Source organism: Pseudomonas sp. CCOS 191 (genome assembly GCF_001007005.1).
In the GTDB taxonomy this organism is placed as follows: Bacteria; Pseudomonadota; Gammaproteobacteria; order Pseudomonadales; family Pseudomonadaceae; genus Aquipseudomonas; species Aquipseudomonas soli.
In genome coordinates, this window is the sequence record NZ_LN847264.1 from 5,978,899 (window position 1) to 6,001,844 (window position 22,946).

Consider the following 22,946-nt stretch of genomic DNA (forward strand, 5'->3'; position numbering starts at 1 on the left):
TGACGTCACTGAAGATCAAGCGCGCAGGAACTTGGAGATTTTCTCCATCACCTCATCATTGAACGAGTGGTCCCAATCTCTGACCCAGTCGAAGGAGGCGCCGCGGATGCGCCCCTCGCTATCATCTACGCGTGATACTGCAATGCTCAACGCATCGGCGATCGAAGCGGGGTCGGCCTCGCAAGGTTCGATATTCGGAGTAATGCCGCGCAAGACCTCAGAGGTGCGGGACTCGTAAGTGTTAGTCACCACCACCTGGCCTGCGGAGGCCATTTCGAACGGCAGGATGCTCGGGTGTGGTGCAAGCATCAGGCTCAGGCCAATGTCGAACTCGCCCAGCGCAACCCCATAATCGCTCTGCGGCAACGTCCCGCTAAGCTTCATGACACGACCGTTACCCAGGTCGACATCATAGTCCGGACCCAGGGTGCCCACGCCATAGAACTCCCAGTCACCCTCGAACACGCCTTGGGCGATTGCAGCCTTCAGCCCGAGGATGCCGATCTCAAAGATGTTGCGACGGGCATGGCCTTCAGGGCGACCGTAGAACAGTAGCTTGCGGGTCTTGCGTTGAGCCAGTTGCTCGACGGAAGGTGGCGTAGTAGGTGTCAGCGCATGCTGGAACGCCACATATTGCTCATCTGCAGAGTCCCCCTGGCCGAATATACCAAGTCGCTTGCTGCGGAAATAATCCGCCAGCAATTCGGTATTGAAAATAACCTTGTGCGGTAATCGGTAAACGTAACTGCCTATCGCATAGAGCGAATCGTGCGAGTGGAAGATGGGCTCGAATTCCTGGAGGAAAAAGATGAACTCCTTGCCAATCGCTTGCGCCAGGTGATGGGCTTTGATACACGTCCAGAAGGAGTACCCGACGAAGGCATCATTGGACGATATCACCAAGGGGTAAGCACCCTGGGTAATGTTTTCAACCTCGGCAACCGCTACGGCCTGTTGCAGCGCCGGATTCGATGCCAGCTTGGCAAGCACTCCATCACGATCGAAATCGCCGGACTCGGTAAGCAGGATGCGCACACGGAAGCCGTTTTGCTGGATCTTGTGGACAAACTGCAGGCAAGCGATATAGCCACCAAACATGATCAGCGGGTCGAGTTGCGGCAGGAGCACGTTCACCCGGGCAGGCGCGTTGGGGTCAAGCGTGCACCATGGGCCAGCAAGCTTTTCTTCAAGCAATGGAATATTGCCCAGCGCCATTGGGTGAGTAATGCCTGGGTAACTTTTTTCCAACGCCTGTGCCTTGCGCAGCCCAGGGTGAGACGTTTCGTCCGCTTGCTCAATGCTTACCAGTACCTTGCCTTGCTCGATACGCTCCTTGACTAGGTGCAATACCGTTTCCGAGTTATGCCGCGGCATGGCCGCAAACAGGCGTCGTAGGTTGCCCCAGCTAAGATTACGCAGCGCGACAGATGGGTTGGCCAAGCTCATTTTGAACAGGCTGTACATCAGCCCGAGTCTTGCGGAGGTCTTCATCTCACTATTGCCTTCATGCGTCTTACGTCCTTTTAGATAACCGTTGATCACCCTCAACAGCGTGGTCATGCGCCAGCTTTTCGAGCCTAGAATCATGACCAATTCTGCTTTGTGAGCAGAGATTCGGGCCTCACGCGCATGGGCCTGCTCATCGAGCTCTGCCACCAAAGCACGCAGCTCTGATATATGCGCTTCGCGCTGCCGAATCTGTGCGTCGAGATCGGCTACCTGCGCGGAGTGCCGTACTATATCAGCACTGAGTGAAGAATTTTTGCTGTCTTGCTGGATAATCTGTGTGTCCAGCGCTGCAATCTGTTCTTCCCGCTGCATGATTGTTGCGGTGAGTTGAGAGATTTTTTCTTCCCGCTGTAAGATTTTCGTGGCGAGATCGGCAATCAGCTCGTCATGCGCCAAGGCTTGCACGCCAAGATCGGCAATCCGCTCTTCATACGCCAAGGCTTGCACGCCAAGATCGGCAATCCGCTCTTCATACGCCAAGGCTTGCACGCCAAGATCGGCAATCTGCTCTTCATACGCCAAGGCTTGCACGCCAAGATCGGCAATCTGCTCTTCATACGCCAAGGCTTGCACGCCAAGATCGGCAATCTGCTCTTCATACGCCAAGGCTTTCACGCCAAGATCGGCAATCTGCTCTTCATACGCCAAGGCTTGCACGCCAAGATCGGCAATCTGCTCTTCGTACTTCGCGACCTTCGCACCCAGCTCCCCAACCTGCTTTTCCCGCAGAGCCAATTGTGACGTGAGTTCTGAACGATGACTCTCAAGACTTTCTACCTGACCACGTAGTTCGGAAACACGTGTATTCCCCAGCTCCATTTCAGTGCCACAGGTAGCCAGCAACGCATCACGTGACGCAATTTCAGCCCCCAACTTTGAAAGCAGGTCGTCACGCATCGATATTTCTTCGCCTAGCGTCGAGAGCAAAGTATCACGCTCAACCACCGACTGTTTTAACTGCTCTAGCCGAATGACCTGTAGTGGATCAAGTTCGCTGGTCATCTTCACGAACTTTTTCACGTCAAAGTCCAGAGGCACGCGCTGTGAAGGGTCGTTAAGAGTATCGAATAGTATCGTGAGTGCGAAGGGCACAACAAAATCAAACGACTTCGTTTGAAGCATTACCCTGGCCAGGGCATAACGCATGGAACCCTGCGCGCAGAACACCTGGGCCTCAGGGAAAACCTTCAGAAGATCCTCTTTCTGGGTGAGACTAAGATAATGCTCAAGGAGAAGGCTGAACTCGAAAAATACGCGGGCATGCGTTTCTGGCCGACTTCCGCTGGCGTTGGCTTCGTTATCACGGACGCGGAATCTAACTAGTTTTTCCGGCAAAACATGAATCTGATACCGAAGGCAAACCCTGATCCACATGTCAAAATCAGCGAGCTGCGCCAGGCCGCTTCGATAAAGGCCACAGGTATCATAGCATTGCTTGCGAATCAGCACGCTCGGGTGACAGAGCGCGTTTCCTTTATTGAAAAACAACCGCAACCATTCATGGCGCGTACGGTTCGCCTCATTGAAAACCGAGTAGTAGTAGTGCTGGGTATCCGTGTAGGGTTCTCCCGACTCATTTATAGCCAGCGCGTTGCTGAACACAGCGCCGAACTCATCATGCTGATCGAGAAAAGCAATTTGTTTTTCAAGTTTTTGATTCTCCCACAGGTCATCTGAGTGATGAATCGCGATGTATTCGCCCTGGGCAACTTCGCTGATGGCCTTGTTGATGCCATATACCCCACGCATGGAGGTCTCGTTACGAAACGCCTTTAATCGAGTGTCGCTATAGCTGCTAATAATGTCCCAGGATTCATCAGTGGATGCGTCATCCCAGATAATCAGCTCAAAATTCGTAAATGTCTGTTCCAGCACACTATCTATCGCTTCCCGCAAATACTTTGCATGATTGAACGATGTCAGTATCACGGAAATTCTAGGGGCCTGTAGCATCGCCATCACCAATTTTATCTGTACGAGTGTCGAACATGGTGCTCGAGGCAAGCCCTCATTCAGCACGTTTAACACCGCGACTTTTTAAATAATCGATCCACTACAAGCCTGCGGTGCACTTCCCGTTCAATGGCGCACCTATTGCCGGGGTGGCAGGTGCTGGGCACTCGACCACCTTGCTGACGTCCATGTCTGGACCATTATCGTGTTCTCGTTGCTTCAAAGCTCGACTTGCCCTGGTAGTGGACGCCGGTCATGCCGAGTTTGTCGGTCAATTGCTCGAAATATCGAGCCGGTGCCCGACAGAAATCCTCATATTGAACAGTCATCTTCCGAGTTTCAGCTACATGCTTCAGCCCCGATTCGACTGCCAGGTTGATTGCGCGGACCTGACCTAACGCCTGCTCAAATGGCTCCAATTGGGTCAGTTCATCCTTCTCGGGTATATCAAAGGAGTACCACTTGCTTTCATCCCCTAATTGACGCTTGCGCGCCTCGAGGACAGAGGCCGCGTTGGCCACCTCATCACGTTTGATGTGAACGAAGAGTACCTTGTCGAGTACCGAATCAAGGAAGGGAATGTTGTAGTTGAAAAGCATACCCTTGGCAGCAAAAGGCTTCTGGAAAACCGCCATCATCCCACTCAATTCACGCAACATCTCCTGGGTGTTCATGCCCTTGCGCAGCGCCTCATCCGTCCAGATGTCCTGATCCGATGCACTCAGGAAACGTCTCCAGAAATACCAGAACTCGTTGGGGGCCAGGGCGCCCTTGGTCTTGCCGTTCTCCGAGCGATACTCAGCCTGTTGCACAAACTCACACAATTCACCGCGAAAGTCGTAGCGTGGGTCAGTCAGCAGCAGCTGGATCTTGGCCCCTATAATTGGCGCTTGATAAAAACGCGACAGCAGATTGGACGGGTAGGCGATCGTTCCCGTGTTGGCCAACCATTGCATGAACAACGTCGTGCCGCTGCGCAATGGGCCCATCACCAAGATCAGCGGATGTGGGAGGCATGAAGGTGCTTGCATCGCCATCAGCGTCTGCTCTGAGGGCTGTAAGTCAGCGTTCATTTCCAACAGGAGCTGCTCAAGCAGGACGTTGCGGCGGAAATCACCGGTTCTGTTTTCAGTCAAGGTCATACTCCTGGAGCAAATGAGCACATTGCTCCCTGTTGTTGAACATCATTACATCGATGATGGACAGGTTGGGCTGAAACGGGTTACCGAACTGGCCGTAACTCACCGCGCGAGGCTGGATGAAAGAAAGCTTCAGCCCATGGCGGGAGAAATCTTCAGGCGCATACAGCCCCTTCCCTCCAGGAAGGTTGATGTAGTGCGTGGCCTTGAGCGCCTGACACAGGGCAAGGACCTTGTCTTGGCCGCGAAGTTCGTTGTCCTTGTCGATCATGGAAGAACGCCGCCAGCGCGGAGACAAGCCCAGGTATTCACACAGGCTGCGCAATTGATGATCAAGCAATGAGACGAGGTCATCGCTGTCTCGCGTAATGATCTCTTCCAGCAAGGGGTACACGGTTTTATAGCATGGGGCTTTGCTGTAACACTGTCGGATCGTCTGCAGAATCTTGTGGCGCCTGTCGACGCGAATCTGGTTGATCAAGAGGTTCGGACTCGCCCGCTGCAACGGCAGCGTTAAAAGCTGAGCTCCCTGGCCGGACAGAATGCGATTGCGATTGATCCACCCACCTTTTATGAAATTGACATCGTCGTAGATTACGAACTCGTCCACTGCCTGGATAAGCTGGAAGTAACCCAGGTAGGGGAACAGATACGGTTGCATGACGGCCAGCTTCAAACAGGAAACCTCAGGCTGCGAGTGTATGTTTTATACACGTGGAGATCATCTCCACCTCTGGCCGTGTCAGCGCCGTGTACAGAGGTAGGGACAATACACGCTGCGCCAGCGATTCCGAAACCGGGCAGGCACGCTTTAGCGGCTCAGGCAGGAACGGCAGGGTATTGAGCGACGGATGGAAATAGCGGCGAGGATAGACATCACGCGCCTGCAATGCACTGCGCGCCTTCTGCATCGCCTCAGGGGTGTCAAAGACAACGGGGTAGTACGCGTAATTATACTCAAGCCCTTCAACTACCTTCGGTCGTTGCAAACCCACACCGGCGAGGCATTCGTCATACCAGGCTGAGCATTGCCGGCGTGCCGCGATGATGCTCTCTACCTGCGGCAACATCGCAAGCCCCATAGCCGCATGCAACTCTGACATCTTCGCGTTGATACCAAGGTCAATGTAGTCGTCTTCTCCCTGATGTCCGAACTTGCTCATCAGGAATGCACGCTTGGCTACCTCGGGATCTTGGAACAAGATCCCTCCCCCCTCACCACAATGAAATAGTTTAGTGGCATGGAAGCTCAGCGTGCTGCAGTCCCCATGATTGAGCAACGGCTCGCCATGCAGGCGCACGCCATAGGCATGAGCTGCATCGTAGATAACCTTGAGACCATGTTTCTGCGCAATCTGCTGGATACGCCAGACATCGCAAGGGTAACCATAGACATGAGTCGCGAGAATGGCGGTGGTATGTTCGGTGATAGCAGACTCTATCAACTCGGGATCAAGCGCGAAGGTGTGCGGATCGACATCCACGAACACGGGGACACAGCCTTCCCACAAAATCGAGTTGGTGGTGGCCACATAGCTGTAGGGGGTGGTGATGACTTCACCACGAACCCCTAACGCCTTTATCGCCAATTGCAACGCCAACGTACCATTGGTCACCAGCAGCAGGTCACGCACACCCAGTGCCTTGGTGAGCGCAGCCCCAAGCTGCTTGACCAACGGGCCATTATTGGTGAACTGGCCGGTTTCCCAGATGCTCTCCAAATGCGTCGTGTAGTCATCCAACGGCGGAAGAAAGGTGCGGGTTACCGGAATCATGATTTGGTTACCACATAAAGGATGCTGGATGGCTTAAGCCCCAGTTGTCGGAACAGCCTAGCCCCGAAGAATGCCTGGTCAAGCTCATGAACCAGAAAACCGCTCTCCTTGATCCGCGACACAAAGCCATCATGGGAATAAAGGCGGACATGATCATTCTGCCCAAACAGACGCCAGCGCTCTCCCTCGTCCGTGATCGATGGATCCTCGATGGTTTCAGGCAAGCCCATGATGATTGGCGCCATCAGAATCCCACCGCCGGACTGGCTGGTGATCCGGAACAGCTCACGGATAGCAGCTCGGTCATCGTCGACATGCTCTAGGACATGACTGCAAATGAAGAAGTCATAGCTGTGTTCAGCGAAGGGAAGATTGAGCAAATCGACAGTGTGATCCACGCCTTGCATCATCAGGTCTGCAGTCTGATAGTGAGAGAAGATTGCCTGCCGCTGCACGCTGGCTGACAAACGGGCCTCCGGGGCAAAGTGGATAGCTTTACCGCCGCTGGCTTCACCGGGTGCTGCATAGCAACTGGCCAACCAATAAGCGTAGAGCCGCTCTCGATCAGAGGCACCACATTGCGTGCAGGAGTACGTGTCCAACGCAGTCATTTCACCTTTGCCGAAATGCACGTAGCCATATTGCTCAGCGCTGTTCCGATAGAAGTCCGACAAAGGGCTGAACCCTGCATTCTTGCTGTTGCATACCGGGCAATAGGTTTTGGTAAGCCATCGCTTGAGCCTATCGAACAGACCAACCTTCGAAAATTTCATAGCGTTTGCACCTGCAGGGTGTTTTCCACATAGGCCTTGGTCCAGATACGCCCGGCAGCACGACGCTGGACATTGAACACAATGGCATCGTCGATGACATCCAGGAATTCCGCGCTCTGCTCCAGGACCACAGGTTTGGAGACCTGAATCTGGATGCTGTAGTTACCTTCATGCAATGGCAAGACGGTGCTGTAGGAAACCATGTACTGGCCGCCGGCTTCGCAACGCATGAGCGGAGCACCCACTGTCCTCAGCGCAGCCCCTAGAATCAAAATCTTCTTGTCGTCCTGGATGTAGTAGTTGATCGAGCATTCGGTATCCACTTCTGCCTCAATGTAGATTCTGACCGTGACAGCCTGATTGAACTCGGCAGAAATGACCGGATCCCCCGACGCATCCACCAACTCCGCAAATGCGATCTTCACCCCCCCCGACCCATAACGGAAGCTTGCCGCACGCTGATCGAAATCTGCAGAACGCTTGAAACTGCGGGTGGCCTTCTCTGGGGCTTGGCCCGTATCGGCCACGACTCCATGGGCAGGAGGCGGGAGGCTGTTCAATGTCCCGCTATTGAGTTCCTCGCGCATGACACGAACATATTCTTCCGTGAGGCTGGTTGCCTTGCCGAATCCCTTGAGCTCTCCGCCGTCGATGTAGGCAGCCTTGGTACACAAGCTTCGGACGCTACCGATGTCATGGCTGACGAACAACACGGTCGCGCCATTATCTTGAATACGCCGTAAAGCGGTCATGCACTTCGCCTGGAAGCTCATGTCACCGACAGCTAGCGCCTCGTCAACAATCATGATGTCGGGCTGTGAAACGATATTTACCGCGAAAGCCAAGCGAACGAACATCCCACTCGAGTAAGTCTTGACGGGTTGGTCGATGAAGCTGCCGATATCGGCAAAAGCCAGGATATCGTCGAAACGCTCCACTGCCTGCTCATGGGTCAAGCCAAGCAAGGCACAGCTTAGGTAAACGTTCTCTCGACCGGTAAAGTCCGGGTTGAAGCCTGAACCCAGCTCAAGCAACGCAGCAATGCGACCATGAGTCTCGATGACGCCGCCACTCGGATTGAGCGTGCCGCAAATCAACTGCAGCAATGTCGACTTGCCGCTGCCGTTTCGACCGATGATACCGACAGTCTCGCCCTTCATGACCTCGAACGAGATATCTCGGAGGGCCCAAAACTCCCGATAGTATTGCCGGGCACCCATACCCACGGTGCGCTGAAGTCCAGGCAGAATGAACTGCTTCAGACGATCACGGGGGGTATCGTAAATCTGGTAGCACTTACTCAGGTTATCGAGTTTGATAGCAATTTCAGAGGACATCGGCGAACCCTTTTCTGGTCTTCTGAAACCAGGCAAACCCCAGCCAGGCAATGATGAGGGTGGTAAGCCAGTAAATGGCAAGCATGTTCAGATCCGGTGCCTCGCCCCAATAGAGCGCGTTACGGGTCATTTCGATAACGGGCACCAATGGGTTCATGAACAGCATGTCCGCATATTCCGCAGGAAACGAACTGACCGGGTAGAAGATCGCACTGAGGAACATAAGCATCGAGGTCAGTACGCCGACCAACTGCGAGACATCCCGCAGAAACACGCCCAAAGAGGCCAGCCCCCAGCTCAGCCCCATGATGAACAGAGCGAAAGGCATGAGAATCAATGGGAGGTAGAGCACGGTAAGGTGGGGAGCACCGAATAGCAGCAGATACGCAATCAACCAGATCAACAGGCTGATGGCCGCATGATAGGACGCCGCCAGCAAACCCACGAACGGGAGAATTTCCAATGGAAATACGACCTTCTTCACATAGTTCGCATTGGATAAGATCAGTGTCGGCGCGCGGTTGATGCACTCGGCAAACAGATTGAACACGATGAGCCCGGCAAAAAGCACCAGTGCGAACTCAGCTGTCGAGTCACTCCCTTCGCTGCCCCAGCGTGACTTGAACACACCACTGAATACGAACGTGAATACCGCCAACATCAATAAGGGGTTAAAAAACGACCACAGCAGGCCCAGCACCGACCCCCGATAGCGCCCCAGCACTTCACGCTTGGCAGAAGCATGAACCAGTGCTCGATGACGCCACACGCTCGCGATCATTTCGAGCGGTGTAGCAGAAAAATGTCGCATCAATCAAAAACCTCAGCATCAACGAAGGCCGTACCCACGGCATCCTTGGCCGACAGGACGGGCTCGATTCCGATTGGCCACTGAATATTGAGCGTAGTGTCATCCCAGCGGATGCAGCGCTCATGTTCCGGCGCGTAGTAATCGGTCGTTTTGTAGAGAAATTCAGCTGTTTCACTGAGCACTACAAAACCATGGGCGAATCCTTCTGGCACCCAAAGTTGATGACTGTTCTTCGCGGACAACAACGCGCCAACCCATTTGCCGAACGTAGGGCTGCTTTTACGAAGGTCCACCGCCACATCAAAGACCTCACCCTGAACGACACGCACCAGTTTGCCCTGGGCCTGACGAACCTGGTAATGCAAGCCACGCAGGACATTTTTGGCAGAGCGGGAATGGTTATCCTGCACGAATGTAACAGTGTGCCCCACCGCCTCATCAAATTGTCGCTGGTTAAAGCTCTCGTAGAAGAAGCCCCGCTCGTCACCAAATACCTTTGGCTCTAGCAGCACGACTTCAGGAATGTCCAAGCGGGTAGCTTTCATCAGTAGATCATCTCGTACTGGATACGTTAGGGAATTGACCATAACCGGTTTTCACCGGCTGGGAGGTGAGATTTTCGAGCGAATGTATCTGGATCCAAGTCAGCGGGAACCCTGGGCAAGCGCTTTCGAAGGAGGCGCCAAGGACAAGACTCTGGTCTGCTGCAAGCAAGACGGCGGTGAACCATGGGGCAGAGGGAGCCGACGCCTTTGCAGCACACATGTCCACGCCTCAGATCTTGCCCAAAATTGCTGCTGCGAGGAGCCCGACATTGCCAATGAAGGTCTGCCGGTAGATGCCGCAACGCTTGAGCGTAATCAATCGAGGTATAAGACCCATGTGCCTGGATTGCGCAAAACGATGCAGGGTCTCACGGTTCTCCTGGGTAAGCCTGTGTTCAAGCATATACAAGCCGGCGATATTTCTATCATTCCAGTCGCGGTAATCCCCGCGAAGTAGCATATAGATCCGCTTAAAACGAGCCAACCAGTTGGCGTTCGTACCGATCACATTGTCCTCGTGCTGCCGATAGCGAAGTGTGGGCGACTTGTCATAAAACACCTGACCGCCACAGCCAGTGACCACGAGATAGGCCCACCAGTCATGAGTAATGGTCGAAGTGTTAACGCCCGCTTCGCGCAATAATGCTCTGGCTGCATTATTGAATACCATGGTATTACCCCCCCCGATATTCTGCATCAGGGCATTGGCGAAACTAGGTGGCTTATCAAACAGCGGAGACATACCGATTTCTTGGTTAGCGGAATCTACCAGGCAGGTACGCGCACAATATAGCCCAGGAACATCCACGGGCAGCGTCTCCAGCCAGCGCAACGCGCGCGTCAGTTTATCCGCGTCCCAAACATCGTCTTGATCGGAATAAGCATAATAATCAGCCTGGATGCGCGGATCACAGGTCAATGTTAAAAAGTTTGCGGCGAAGCCTCTCGCGGGGCCTTGGGATAGCCACAAACGACCTTCAGGCCATTTATTCTGATAGGCATTCAGAATGGAAAGTGTTTCATCTGTTGATCCATCGTCGGATGCCCAAACTTCCCAATTATCATGCAATTGATTGACGAAGGAATCCAATTGCTCGGGCAGGTACTGCTGGCCATTGTAAGTACAGAGAAGGACAGCTACTTTCTGCAGAGACTGTGGCTGATCAGACTTGATCATTGCGATCATCGTTTTTTGGTCCCCTTCGAGCTCTGCAGACGCACTAATCATTTTATTCCACTCATTGGCCACGCTAGTACCAGGCAACTACAAAACCTTGACTGCAGCTTTTCTTGCATGGCTATCACATGGAATGCATAAAGCAGAGCGACCTCCTACGCATCAATTGTCCGATAATCGAATCTGATTGGGCCTGCTGATGATAACGCAGCCCTCTGGAGCGCTCAATCAGATCCTGACCGGGAACAAGGGGACTCCAGAACACTGAGGAACCACAATCACAAATAGAGAATGATTTTCATTTACAAAAAATACCAAACGATTCCTCTGCCCTACCGCAGGCAAGCCCAAATGGGGTCTTCCCGACCAAGACACATGCTACCGCATACCATAGTGCGTGAAATTGTGGCCTTTTTCTGAAACTAAGTGCAGCTCCATCCTACTCGAGCAGGGCGCAACAATCGCAGACCCCGCCGAGAAAAAATAGTTCATTCAGCAAACCGGGTATTGCAGTAGCGCACCGCACCCGGTTATGCAGGCATTAAGCGTGACCAGGCTCGCAAGGACATGAGCCTATACAGGTCAAGTCGGGCAAAATCCACCGTTTTCACAAGTCATGAAATCGGCTGTTTCTCCTACCATCACCTGCGATAGCACCAACAAGGGCAAAAAAACGGGTCGTGGAATGTTGATCTCACGACCCGGATGACACGCGCTATTAAAGTCTTACACAACTCGTAAACCCCCGTAATTACGGGGGTTTGCCGTTTCCGGGCCAAGCCATTGATCCGGCATAAACGCTCTGCCTGGCAGCGAGAGTGGTCTGGAAGTCCCTTCCACGGGGCCGTCAAAGCGGCCAAATTTTCCTATGACTATTTTTTGAGGATCAGGTGAAGCACCCCGGTTGGATTGAGGAGGTAAGCGTTGCGCGGTAGTAGCTTCCATCACCTCCGGCCCCCCTCATTCCCTGGAGACTGCAGCTTCCACCACGCCTGTTGTCGCCGAGGGTTGGGGGCTGGAGGCGACAGACTTTCTGCGATACAGGCCGATCGCCAAACCGATGATGATGGTCATGATGGAAATCATGTTGGGCGTTGAGGCATGTTCGCCCAGAATCAGCATCGAACTGCCGATACCAAACACGGGGATCAGCAGCGACAGAGGCGCGACCGTTGAAACAGGGTACAGCTTGAGCAGCGAATTCCACCCCCAGTAGGCAAAGTGGGTCGCCAGGTACACCTGGAACAGGATCGACAGGATGGTCGCCAGGTCGAGGCTCCCTCGAAGGTTTTCGAACGGTTCGCTGCCGTGCATGCCCCAGGCGACGAGGAATAAAGGGATAGCCGGGAAGAGGCTGGCCCAGACCATGAAGGAGAAAATATCCTTGACGCCGGATTTCTTGATGATGACGTTACCCACGCTCTAGGCGATGGCGCTGAAAACGATCAGCATCACCCCCAGCATGGCGTGTTCACCCTGCTGACTCGAATTGATGCCTGCCAGCCCCACCATTGCGATAAACGCTCCAGTCAACTGCGCCCCGCGGAGCTTTTCCTTGAAGAGCAATGCCCCCCAGCCCATGGTGAAGAACACGCTGAGCTGAATGATCAGCGAAGCAATGCCCGGGCTGACGCCGACTTGAATGCCATAATTGATGACGCCCCACATGCCGAGTCCGAAGATCAAGCCATATGCCACGACGTAGCTGAAGTTGACCGCTGGGCGTTTGATGAAGAAGACCAGCGGGAGGGCCGCCAGGGTAAAGCGGATACCGGTCAACAGGAAGGGATCGAGCCGGCGATACGATATGGCAGGTCTGCATCCGCTGGCGAAGACAGTGGATAGCCTGGGTTGCTTCGCGCACTGCGTGCGGGACTGCCTGGTGCTGGACCGCCTGATGCGAGGGGAGACCAAGCTGCCCGAGGAGTCGGATACGTACGTCGTGACGCCAGGAAGATGGTTCGTGGTGGAGTCCGCAATACTTGAGGACCCCGAGCTTGAGCCCGCAGTAATGTCAAATTTCCTTGCTGCGGTGACGCTGCTGGAGGCGGTCGGCTGTGTCCGCGAAGCCATTGGCCGCAGGGGGTGGCTGGGGGCGATTGAAGCCTGGCAACTGTTGGGCGGGATTGCCAAGAGCGCCGAAGGTGGACGCATGGACCGCCGGGTTAGCAAGCGCCTGCTGGCAGGGGCGACAATGCCCTGCGGCCTGGAAGCCGAGCTGCGTGGTTTGCGCGAGACGCTGCTCAAGCGCGTTCGCGACGAACTCGATGGCGCGCTGTTGCTGATGCCGACCGTCAAGCATGTTCCCCCGCTACTCGCAGCACTGGAAGCGGACGACGAGTTGTTCGCCAGGGTCAACCTGGGCACCTTGGGGTACACGATGATTGGCAGCTTTCTCGATATCCCGGGCTTGGCGTTGCCCGTCGGGACTGATCGGCAGGGGTTGCCGACATCGTTGCTGATCAGCGCTCCTCAAGGGCATGACGATGAGGTGTTCGAGGGGGGATTGTTCGTGGAGGCTGCACTGCGGTAGTGCGACCCGCAGCCCTTGTTGTGCGGGGTGTTCTGCATCACAAGTGAGACTTGCGAACATCACAGCGTGCGGTTGCCGCTGCCGTGGCATTTGTCGAATTCGTCTCGGAAGCGCATAGATACCGATAGCACGCAACAAGAGGTGAAGCGGTATCTATGGCCCAATCATCTCCAAAATAGACGCTTCATGGTCCTGAGATGACTTGTGTCAAACTATGATGTAAGCACCCACCGGATCGGCGTGGCGGCTAAACCCTATTCAACCGTCACCGACTTGGCCAAGTTGCGCGGCTGGTCGACGTCGGTGCCCTTGAGCACGGCGACGTAGTACGACAGCAGCTGCAGCGGGATGGTGTAGAGGATCGGCGCCAGCGCATCGTTGATGTGCGGGACGTTGATCACATGGGTGCCTTCGCCATTGCTCATGCCGGCCTGCTCGTCGGCAAAGACCACCAGCTCACCGCCACGGGCGCGAACTTCCTGCAGGTTCGACTTGAGCTTTTCCAGCAGCTCGTTGTTAGGAGCCACGGTCACCACGGGCATATCGTTGTCCACCAACGCCAGAGGACCATGCTTGAGCTCACCGGCTGGGTAGGCTTCGGCGTGGATATAGGAGATTTCCTTGAGCTTGAGCGCACCTTCCATGGCCACCGGGTACTGGGCACCGCGGCCAAGGAACAGGGTGTGGTGCTTGTCGGCGAACAGCTCGGCGATCTTCTCGACCACGCTATCCATCGCCAGCGCTTCGCTCAGGCGTGCCGGCAGGCGGCGCAGCTCGTCCACCAGTTCGGCTTCGACACCGGCCTCGAGGGTACCGCGCACCTGGCCGAGGGCCAGGGTCAGCAGCATCAGCGAGACCAGCTGGGTGGTGAAGGCCTTGGTCGAGGCGACGCCGATCTCCGGCCCGGCCAGGGTCAGCAGGGTCAGGTCGGATTCACGCACCAGCGAGCTGATGCCCTTGTTGCAGATGGCCAGGCTGCCGAGGAAGCCCAATTCCTTGGCATAGCGCAGGGCCGCCAGGGTATCGGCGGTCTCGCCGGATTGCGAGATCGAGACGAACAGGGTGTCCGGCTGCACCACCACCTTGCGATAGCGGAACTCACTGGCGACTTCCACCTGGCAAGGGATGCCGGCGAGGCTTTCGAGCCAGTAACGGGCGACCATGCCGGCGTGGTAGCTGGTACCGCAGGCGACAATCTGCACATTGCGCACTTTGCCGAACAGTTCGGCGGCCTGTGGACCGAAGGCCTGCACCATCACATGGTCACTGCCCAGGCGACCTTCCAGCGTGCGCTGTACCACGCCTGGTTGCTCGTGGATCTCCTTGAGCATGAAGTGGCGGTAGTTGCCCTTCTCGGCGGCTTCCGCTCCTTCGTGGTACTGCACCGTCTCACGCTGGACCGGCTGACCGGCCTGGTCCCAGATCTGCACCTGAGTGCGACGAATCTCGGCGATATCGCCCTCTTCCAGGTACATGAAGCGGTCGGTGACCTGGCGCAGGGCCAGTTGATCCGAGGCCAGGAAGTTTTCACCGAGGCCCAGGCCGATCACCAGGGGGCTACCACTGCGGGCAGCCACCAGACGGTCGGGCTGGCTGGCGCTGATCACGGCCAGGCCATACGCGCCATGCAGGCGCTTTACCGCGGCCTTGAGCGCATCGGTGAGGTCGGGGATAGTCTTGAGCAGATGGTGGATGAGGTGCACGATCACCTCGGTGTCAGTCTGCGAGACAAAGGTGTAGCCCAGGCCCTTGAGCTCTTCGCGCAGTTCCTCGTGATTCTCGATGATGCCGTTGTGCACCACCGCAACTTCATGGCCAGAGAAATGCGGGTGAGCATTGTGCTCGGTCGGCGCGCCATGGGTGGCCCAACGGGTGTGGGCGATGCCCAGTTGGCCAGCCAGCGGGTCGGCGGCAACCGCGCCTTCCAGTTCGCTGACCTTGCCGATGCGGCGGCGACGCTCGAGCGCGCCTTGCTGGGTCAGGACGGCCAGGCCGGCGCTGTCATAACCACGGTACTCCAGACGCTTGAGGCCTTCGATGAGAATGGCTGTGATATTGCGCTCAGCAACGGCACCGACGATTCCACACATAAGATGTTGCTCCTAGCTGATAGCGGCGCAGATAAGGGTGATGCCGCGGGCTTGAATCCGGTCGCGTGCCTCGGCGGGCAGGCGATCATCAGTAATCAGGGTATTCACGCTGCCCCAGGGCAGCTCGAGGTTGGGGATCTTGCGGCCGACCTTGTCCGACTCGACCATGACGATTACCTCGCGGGCCACTTCGGCCATGACCCGGCTCAATCCCAGCAGTTCGTTGAAGGTGGTTGTGCCACGTTCCAGGTCGATGCCGTCGGCACCGATGAACAGCTGGTCGAAGTCGTATGAGCGTAGTACCTGCTCGGCCACCTGGCCCTGGAACGACTCCGAGTGCGGGTCCCACGTACCACCGGTCATCAGCAGCACAGGTTCATGCTCTTGTTCGCTGATAGCCCGGGCTACATTGAGCGAGTTGGTCATCACCACCAGGCCTGGCTGGCGCCCGAGCTGCGGGATCATCGCCGCCGTGGTGCTGCCGCTGTCGATGATGATGCGCGCGTGCTCGCGGATGCGTTCCACCGCCGCACGGGCGATGGCCTGCTTGTAGAGGGACACCGGCTGGACCGTGTCGCCCAGCAGCTCCTGAGGCATGGTCACCGCGCCGCCGTAGCGGCGCAGCAGCAGGCCGTTGGCCTCCAGGGCATGCAGATCCTTGCGGATGGTCACTTCGGAGGTTTCGAAACGCTTGGCCAAGGCGTCGACACTGACCTCGCCCTGCTCGTTGAGCAAGGCCAGGATATTGTGGCGCCGTTGTGGTGTATTTCGTTTCGACATGTCTATTTAAGTTTCGATTCGAAAGATAAGTGTTGCAATCAAAACCTAAGTCGATCGATTCGTCAAGTCAGGCATTAAACGGCAAATAAAAAGGCCGACTTATTCACATAAGCCGGCCCTGTGCAAAAAGCGCTGTGGATAACTCAGCTCTTCTTGATTTTCTCCGGCCGCTTCCAGCCTTCGATATTGCGCTGGCGTGCACGCGCAACGCCCAACTGTCCGGCTTCAACCGTCTGGGTGATGGTCGAACCCGCTGCGGTAGTGGCCCCGGTCTGGATTTCCACAGGGGCAACCAGGGAGTTGTTCGAGCCAATGAACACGTCCTCACCCATCACCGTGCGGAACTTGTTGGCACCGTCATAGTTGCAGGTGATGGTGCCGGCACCGATGTTGCTGCGGGCGCCGATCTCGGCGTCGCCTAGGTAGGTCAGGTGTCCGGCCTTGGCGCCCTCGCCCAGGTGGGCGTTCTTCAGCTCTACGAAGTTACCCACATGCGCCTTGGCCTCCAGCACGCTGCCTGGACGCAAGCGGGCGAACGGGCCGGCATCGCTGCCCTCGCCCATTACCGCGCCTTCGATATGACTGTTGGCCTTGATGACCACGCCTTTGCGCAGGGTGCTGTCCTTGATCACACAGTTCGGGCCGATCTGCACATCATCCTCGATGACTACCCGGCCTTCGAGAATGACGTTGATGTCGATCAGCACATCGCGGCCGACGGTCACTTCACCACGTACATCGAAGCGCGCCGGATCGCGAAGGGTGACGCCCTGGGCCATCAGGCGACGGCCTTCGCGCAGCTGGTAGTGACGCTCGAGTTCCGACAACTGGCGGCGGTCGTTGGCGCCCTGCACTTCCATCGGGTCGTGGGGCTGCTCGGTGGCGACCACCAGGCCATCGTCCACGGCCATGGCAATCACGTCGGTGAGGTAGTACTCGCCCTGGGCATTGTTGTTGGACAGGCGGCCCATCCAGTCGGCCAGGCGTGCGGCCGGCATGGCGAGAATACCGGTGTTGCCTTCCTTGATCGCCTTTTGCGCTTCGCTGGCGTCCTTGTGCTCGACGATCGCGGTTACTTTGCCTGCGGCGTCACGCACGATGCGGCCATAGCCGGTCGGGTCCTGCAGGGTCACCGTGAGCAGCCCGAGCTGTTGCTCGCTGACTTTGGCCAGCAGGCGCTGCAAGGTTTCCACCTCAATCAGCGGCACATCGCCGTACAGCACCAGCACGGTGTCGGCAGTGATCGCCGGCAGCGCCTGGGCCACCGCATGGCCGGTACCCAATTGCTTGTCCTGCAGGACGAAATTCAGATCGTCCGCTGCCAGGCGTTCGCGCACCAGCTCCGCGCCGTGGCCGATAACCACGTGAATACCTTTTGGCTGCAATTGGCGAGCGCTGTGGATAACGTGGCCGAGCATGGAGTTGCCGGCAACCGGATGCAGCACCTTGGGCAGCGCGGAGCGCATGCGGGTGCCTTGGCCTGCGGCGAGAATGACGATATCGAGGGACATTGACTGGCTACCAATCCTGGGCGGTCAGGGACGTGACCAAAGGGGAAATTCAGAAAAGAAAAAGGGTAGCCGAGGCTACCCTTTAACTCAATCGCATTGGAAGTGACCGGCCAAGGCCAGGTTACTTGCCCTTGCGCAATTGCTGGACAGTACGCAGCTGAGCTGCAGCTTCGGCCAGACGTGCGGCAGCAGCACCGTAGTCGAAGTCCGAGCTTTTCGCGTTCAGCGCGTTCTCAGCAGCCTTGAGGGCTTCCTGAGCCTGAGCTTCGTCCAGGTCGGCAGCGCGCTGCACGGTGTCGGCAAGAACCTTGACCATGTTCGGCTGCACTTCGAGGAAGCCACCGGAGATGTAGAACACCTCACGATCGCCACCTTGCTTGGTCAGCGTGATCGGACCAGGCTTGAGATTGGTGATCAGCGGCGCGTGGCCTGGAGCGATACCCAGATCGCCCAGGTTGCCGTGCGCTACTACCATCTCGACCAGGCCGGAGAAGATCTCTCCTTCCGCGCTGACGATATCGCAATGGACTGTCATAGCCATCTGCTTGCCTCAACCTGATTAGCGCCCCTTGCGGGGCGCCGGGATTACAGTTTCTTGGCTTTCTCGATCGCTTCGTCGATGCTGCCGACCATGTAGAACGCTTGTTCTGGCAGGTGGTCGTAGTCACCTTTGAGGATGCCGCTGAAGCCAGCGATGGTGTCCTTGAGCGAAACGTACTTGCCTGGCGAGCCGGTGAAGACTTCGGCCACGAAGAACGGCTGCGACAGGAAGCGCTGGATCTTACGAGCGCGGGCAACCAGTTGCTTGTCGGCTTCGGACAGTTCGTCCATACCCAGGATCGCGATGATGTCCTTCAGCTCTTTGTAGCGCTGCAGAACATACTGAACGCCACGAGCGGTGTCGTAGTGCTCGGTGCCGATCACGTTCGGGTCCAGCTGGCGCGAAGTCGAGTCCAGTGGATCGACCGCTGGGTAGATACCCAGGGAAGCGATGTCACGGGACAGAACGACGGTGGCGTCCAAGTGGGCGAAGGTGGTCGCTGGCGACGGGTCGGTCAGGTCGTCCGCAGGTACGTATACGGCCTGGACGGAGGTGATCGAACCTTCCTTGGTCGAAGTGATACGCTCTTGCAGAACGCCCATCTCTTCGGCCAGGGTCGGCTGGTAACCTACTGCCGAAGGCATACGGCCCAGCAGTGCGGATACTTCGGTACCGGCCAGGGTGTAACGATAGATGTTGTCGACGAACAGCAGAACGTCGTTACCTTCGTCACGGAACTTCTCAGCCATGGTCAGGCCGGTCAGCGCTACGCGCAGACGGTTTCCTGGTGGCTCGTTCATCTGACCGTAGACCAGCGCTACCTTGTCGAGAACGTTGGAGTCCTTCATCTCGTGGTAGAAGTCGTTACCCTCACGAGTACGCTCACCCACACCAGCGAACACGGAGTAACCGCTGTGTTCCATGGCGATGTTACGGATCAGTTCCATCATGTTAACGGTCTTGCCGACGCCGGCACCACCGAACAGACCAACCTTACCACCCTTGGCGAACGGGCAGACCAGGTCGATAACCTTGATGCCGGTTTCCAGCAGGTCGTTGCCGCCTGCCTGGTCAGCGAACGAAGGCGCTGGCTGGTGGATACCGCGACGCTCTTCTTCGCCGATCGGGCCGGCTTCGTCGATCGGGTTGCCCAGGACGTCCATGATACGGCCCAGGGTTGCCTTGCCGACAGGTACCGAGATGGCAGCCTTGGTGTCGACGACATCCAGACCGCGCTTCAGACCTTCGGTCGAGCCCATCGCAATGGTACGAACCACGCCGTCGCCCAGCTGCTGCTGAACTTCCAGGGTGGTTTCCGCGCCTTGTACTTTCAGCGCGTTGTAAACACTCGGCACGGCATCACGTGGGAATTCCACGTCGATGACGGCGCCGATGATTTGAACGATACGTCCGCTACTCATAGCTGGATCCTCTGAATTTTTGAACCGTTAAACCGCGGCAGCGCCGCCGACGATTTCCGAGATCTCCTGGGTGATCGCAGCCTGACGCGCCTTGTTGTAGATCAACTGAAGCTCTTTGATCAAATCACCGGCGTTGTCTGTGGCGTTCTTCATGGCGATCATCCGGGCCGCTTGTTCAGCAGCGTTGTTCTCGACCACCGCCTGGTACACCTGCGACTCCACGTAACGCACCATCAAGCCGTCCAGCAGCTCTTTTGCGTCGGGTTCGTACAGGTAGTCCCAGTGGTGCTTGAGTTCCTGATCCGGGGTTGCCACCAACGGTACCAATTGCTCGACCGTCGGTTTTTGGGTCATGGTGTTGATGAACTTGTTCGAAACCACCGAGAGGCGATCGATACGGCCGTCGAGGTAGGCGTCCAGCATCACTTTGACGGAGCCGATCAGATCGTTGATCGATGGCTCTTCGCCCAGGTGGCTGATCGCGGCTACGACGTTGCCGCCAAAGATGCGGAAGAAAGTCGCACCCTTGCTGCCGATCACGCACAGGTCGATTTCAACGCCCTGTTCGCGGTTTTCGCCCATGTCCTTGACCAGGGCCTTGAACAGGTTGGTGTTCAAGCCACCGCACAGACCACGGTCACTGCTCACCACGATATAACCGGCGCGCTTTACAGGGCGCTCGATCATGAACGGGTGGCGGTATTCCGGGTTGGCGTTGGCCAGATGACCGATCACCTGGCGGATACGCTCCGCGTAAGGACGGCTAGCAGCCATGCGCATTTGTGCCTTGCGCATCTTGCTGACCGCCACTTTCTCCATGGCGCTGGTAATTTTTTGCGTGCTTTTGATGCTCGCAATCTTACTGCGAATCTCTTTTGCGCCTGCCATGTATCACCTATCAGGTTAGCAAGCGGGGGCCGGAGCCCCCGCTGCGGCTTACCAGGTCTGGGTGGCCTTGAACTTCTCGATACCGGCTTTCATGCCAGCGTCGATTTCGTCGTTGAAGTCACCCTTCACGTTGATCTTGGCCATCAGTTCGGCGTGATCACGGTTGAAGTAGGCAATCAGAGCTTGCTCGAAGCTGCCAACCTTGGAGACTTCTACGTCGGTCAGGAAACCACGCTCAGCGGCGTACAGCGACAGGGCCATGTCGGCGATCGACATTGGCGCGTACTGCTTCTGCTTCATCAGCTCGGTAACGCGCTGACCATGCTCCAGCTGCTTGCGGGTAGCCTCGTCCAGGTCCGAAGCGAACTGGGCGAAGGCCGCCAGTTCACGGTACTGGGCCAGGGCGGTACGGATACCACCGGACAGCTTCTTGATGATCTTGGTCTGGGCGGCACCACCAACACGGGATACCGACACACCGGCGTTAACGGCAGGACGGATGCCTGCGTTGAACATGGCCGATTCCAGGAAGATCTGACCGTCGGTGATCGAGATCACGTTGGTCGGAACGAACGCGGAAACGTCGCCAGCCTGGGTTTCGATGATCGGCAGAGCGGTCAGCGAGCCAGTCTTGCCAGTTACGGCACCATTGGTGAACTTCTCGACGTACTCTTCGGAAACGCGCGATGCACGCTCCAGCAGACGGGAGTGGAGATAGAACACGTCGCCTGGGTACGCTTCACGTCCTGGTGGACGGCGCAGCAGCAGGGAGATCTGACGGTAGGCAACGGCCTGCTTGGACAGGTCATCGTAAACGATCAGGGCGTCTTCACCGCGGTCGCGGAAGAACTCGCCCATGGTGCAGCCGGCGTAAGGCGCCAGGAACTGCAGTGCGGCGGATTCCGAAGCACTGGCAACGACCACGATGGTGTTGGCCAGGGCGCCGGCTTCTTCCAGCTTGCGAACGATGTTGGCAACGGTGGAACGCTTCTGGCCGACTGCAACATAAACACAGAAAATACCGGAGTCTTTCTGGTTGATGATGGCGTCGATGGCCATGGCGGTCTTGCCGATCTGACGGTCACCGATGATCAGCTCGCGCTGGCCACGGCCGACAGGGATCATGGCGTCGACGGACTTGTAGCCAGTCTGTACAGGCTGGTCTACCGACTTACGCCAGATCACGCCTGGAGCTACTTTCTCGACTGCGTCGGTCTGGGTGTTGCCCAGAGGACCTTTGCCGTCGATCGGGTTACCCAGTGCGTCGACGACGCGACCCAGCAGTTCCTTACCAACCGGAACTTCCAGGATGCGGCCAGTGCACTTGGCGCTCATGCCTTCGGCGAGGGTGTCATAGGCACCCAGGATCACTGCACCTACGGAGTCTTGCTCCAGGTTCAGGGCCATGCCGAATACGCTGCCAGGGAACTCGATCATTTCGCCGTACATGACGTCGGCCAGACCGTGGATCCGCACGATGCCGTCGGAAACCGAAACGACGGTACCTTCGTTACGGGCTTGGGAGCCGACATCGAGGTTGTCGATGCGGCCCTTGATGATTTCACTAATTTCGGAAGGATTGAGTTGCTGCATTGCTCTGCTGCCCCTTCAAACTCAAGATTTCAAGGCTTCGGCCAGTTTCGCGATTTTCCCGCGAACCGAACCGTCGATTACCAGGTCGCCAGCGCGGATGACGACGCCGCCGATCAGGCTGGCATCCTCCGACGCGTGCAGGCGCACTTCCTGGCCTAACCGTGCACTGAGAACCTTGGCGAGTTTGTCTTGCTGTTCTTGGTTCAACGCAAAAGCACTGGTGACTTCCACGTCCACGGACTTCTCTTGCTCGGCCTTGTACAGGTCGAACAGAGTCGAAATCTCCGGCAGAAGCAGGAGACGTTCGTTTTCCGCGGCAACATGAATGAAATTCTGTGCCTTGGCGTCAAACTTGTCACCGCACACTTCAATGAATGCGGCGGCCTTTTCTGCGCTAGTCAGTTGCGGGGCCTTGAGCAGGCGCTGCATGGTGTCGTCTTGCGACACCGCAGCAGCCAGGCCGAGCATGGCTGACCAATTGGCCAGTTGCTGATGGGCCTGGGCATGCTCGAAGGCAGCCTTAGCGTAAGGTCGGGCCAACGTGGTCAGTTCTGCCATGATCGCCCTCGC

General features: G+C 56.8%; 18 protein-coding genes and 1 pseudogene. 1 reads left to right on the top strand and 18 read right to left on the bottom strand.

What is annotated here, in order from left to right:
* Window positions 1-15: 15 nt before the first annotated feature.
* The 10 genes and pseudogenes from CCOS191_RS26905 to CCOS191_RS26650 all read right to left on the bottom strand — a co-directional run.
* Window positions 16-3,468 carry a rhamnosyltransferase WsaF family glycosyltransferase gene (locus CCOS191_RS26905; RefSeq protein ID WP_052752663.1) on the bottom strand — a complete coding sequence of 1,151 codons (3,453 nt, stop codon included), beginning with the start codon at window positions 3,466-3,468 and terminating at the stop codon, window positions 16-18.
* A gap of 194 nt (window positions 3,469-3,662) precedes the next feature.
* Window positions 3,663-4,598 carry a sulfotransferase gene (locus CCOS191_RS26610; protein ID WP_197541424.1) on the bottom strand — a complete coding sequence of 312 codons (936 nt, stop codon included), beginning with the start codon at window positions 4,596-4,598 and terminating at the stop codon, window positions 3,663-3,665.
* Window positions 4,591-5,277 (bottom strand): WbqC family protein, encoded by a 687-nt coding sequence (locus tag CCOS191_RS26615; RefSeq protein WP_046857644.1) that lies wholly within the window; start codon window positions 5,275-5,277, stop codon window positions 4,591-4,593. Before CCOS191_RS26615 ends, CCOS191_RS26610 begins: the two co-directional genes overlap by 8 nt.
* Window positions 5,278-5,287: 10 nt before the next feature.
* A complete protein-coding gene (locus tag CCOS191_RS26620) occupies window positions 5,288-6,376 on the bottom strand; it encodes a DegT/DnrJ/EryC1/StrS family aminotransferase (protein ID WP_046857645.1) in 1,089 nt (362 codons plus the stop codon).
* Window positions 6,373-7,149, bottom strand: coding sequence for a methyltransferase domain-containing protein (locus CCOS191_RS26625; RefSeq protein ID WP_052752664.1), 777 nt, complete (start codon window positions 7,147-7,149; stop codon window positions 6,373-6,375). Before CCOS191_RS26625 ends, CCOS191_RS26620 begins: the two co-directional genes overlap by 4 nt.
* Entirely contained in the window at window positions 7,146-8,486 is a 1,341-nt protein-coding gene (locus tag CCOS191_RS26630; protein ID WP_046857646.1) for an ABC transporter ATP-binding protein, read from the bottom strand. The genes CCOS191_RS26625 and CCOS191_RS26630 overlap by 4 nt, the downstream gene beginning before the upstream one ends.
* Entirely contained in the window at window positions 8,476-9,297 is an 822-nt protein-coding gene (locus CCOS191_RS26635; protein WP_046857647.1) for an ABC transporter permease, read from the bottom strand. The genes CCOS191_RS26630 and CCOS191_RS26635 overlap by 11 nt, the downstream gene beginning before the upstream one ends.
* Window positions 9,297-9,842: a dTDP-4-dehydrorhamnose 3,5-epimerase gene (rfbC, locus tag CCOS191_RS26640; protein WP_046857648.1), complete on the bottom strand. Its 546-nt coding sequence runs from the start codon at window positions 9,840-9,842 to the stop codon at window positions 9,297-9,299. The genes CCOS191_RS26635 and rfbC overlap by 1 nt, the downstream gene beginning before the upstream one ends.
* Before the next feature lie 229 nt (window positions 9,843-10,071).
* Complete coding sequence (locus CCOS191_RS26645; RefSeq protein ID WP_231867462.1) at window positions 10,072-11,091, bottom strand: glycosyltransferase family 2 protein; 1,020 nt, start codon at window positions 11,089-11,091, stop codon at window positions 10,072-10,074.
* Window positions 11,092-11,979: 888 nt separating this feature from the next.
* A pseudogene (locus tag CCOS191_RS26650) lies at window positions 11,980-12,819 on the bottom strand (EamA family transporter); the annotation flags it as partial.
* A gap of 7 nt (window positions 12,820-12,826) precedes the next feature.
* Here CCOS191_RS26650 and CCOS191_RS26655 point away from each other — a divergent pair.
* Window positions 12,827-13,552 (top strand): amidase family protein, encoded by a 726-nt coding sequence (locus CCOS191_RS26655; protein ID WP_231867463.1) that lies wholly within the window; start codon window positions 12,827-12,829, stop codon window positions 13,550-13,552.
* Window positions 13,553-13,806: 254 nt separating this feature from the next.
* On the opposite strand, the gene glmS is transcribed toward CCOS191_RS26655, so the two are convergent.
* The 8 genes from glmS to CCOS191_RS26695 all read right to left on the bottom strand — a co-directional run bounded on the left by glmS (window position 13,807) and on the right by CCOS191_RS26695 (window position 22,934).
* Complete coding sequence (gene glmS / locus CCOS191_RS26660) at window positions 13,807-15,642, bottom strand: glutamine--fructose-6-phosphate transaminase (isomerizing) (RefSeq protein WP_046857649.1); 1,836 nt, start codon at window positions 15,640-15,642, stop codon at window positions 13,807-13,809.
* Window positions 15,643-15,654: 12 nt separating this feature from the next.
* Entirely contained in the window at window positions 15,655-16,422 is a 768-nt protein-coding gene (locus CCOS191_RS26665) for a DeoR/GlpR family DNA-binding transcription regulator (protein WP_046857650.1), read from the bottom strand.
* A gap of 143 nt (window positions 16,423-16,565) precedes the next feature.
* Entirely contained in the window at window positions 16,566-17,933 is a 1,368-nt protein-coding gene (gene glmU / locus CCOS191_RS26670; protein WP_046857651.1) for a bifunctional UDP-N-acetylglucosamine diphosphorylase/glucosamine-1-phosphate N-acetyltransferase GlmU, read from the bottom strand.
* 121 nt (window positions 17,934-18,054) lie between these two features.
* Window positions 18,055-18,474 (bottom strand): F0F1 ATP synthase subunit epsilon, encoded by a 420-nt coding sequence (locus CCOS191_RS26675; protein WP_011536500.1) that lies wholly within the window; start codon window positions 18,472-18,474, stop codon window positions 18,055-18,057.
* Between the two features lie 44 nt (window positions 18,475-18,518).
* Window positions 18,519-19,895 (bottom strand): F0F1 ATP synthase subunit beta, encoded by a 1,377-nt coding sequence (gene atpD / locus CCOS191_RS26680; RefSeq protein ID WP_023628563.1) that lies wholly within the window; start codon window positions 19,893-19,895, stop codon window positions 18,519-18,521.
* 27 nt (window positions 19,896-19,922) lie between these two features.
* The gene (atpG, locus tag CCOS191_RS26685; protein ID WP_023628562.1) at window positions 19,923-20,783 is read right to left on the bottom strand and encodes a F0F1 ATP synthase subunit gamma; all 861 of its coding nucleotides are present in this window, start codon (window positions 20,781-20,783) and stop codon (window positions 19,923-19,925) included.
* 48 nt (window positions 20,784-20,831) lie between these two features.
* The gene (atpA, locus tag CCOS191_RS26690) at window positions 20,832-22,376 is read right to left on the bottom strand and encodes a F0F1 ATP synthase subunit alpha (RefSeq protein ID WP_038707082.1); all 1,545 of its coding nucleotides are present in this window, start codon (window positions 22,374-22,376) and stop codon (window positions 20,832-20,834) included.
* Window positions 22,377-22,397: 21 nt separating this feature from the next.
* On the bottom strand, window positions 22,398-22,934 hold the full coding sequence (locus CCOS191_RS26695; RefSeq protein WP_023628561.1) for a F0F1 ATP synthase subunit delta: 537 nt from the start codon (window positions 22,932-22,934) through the stop codon (window positions 22,398-22,400).
* Window positions 22,935-22,946: the final 12 nt, after the last annotated feature.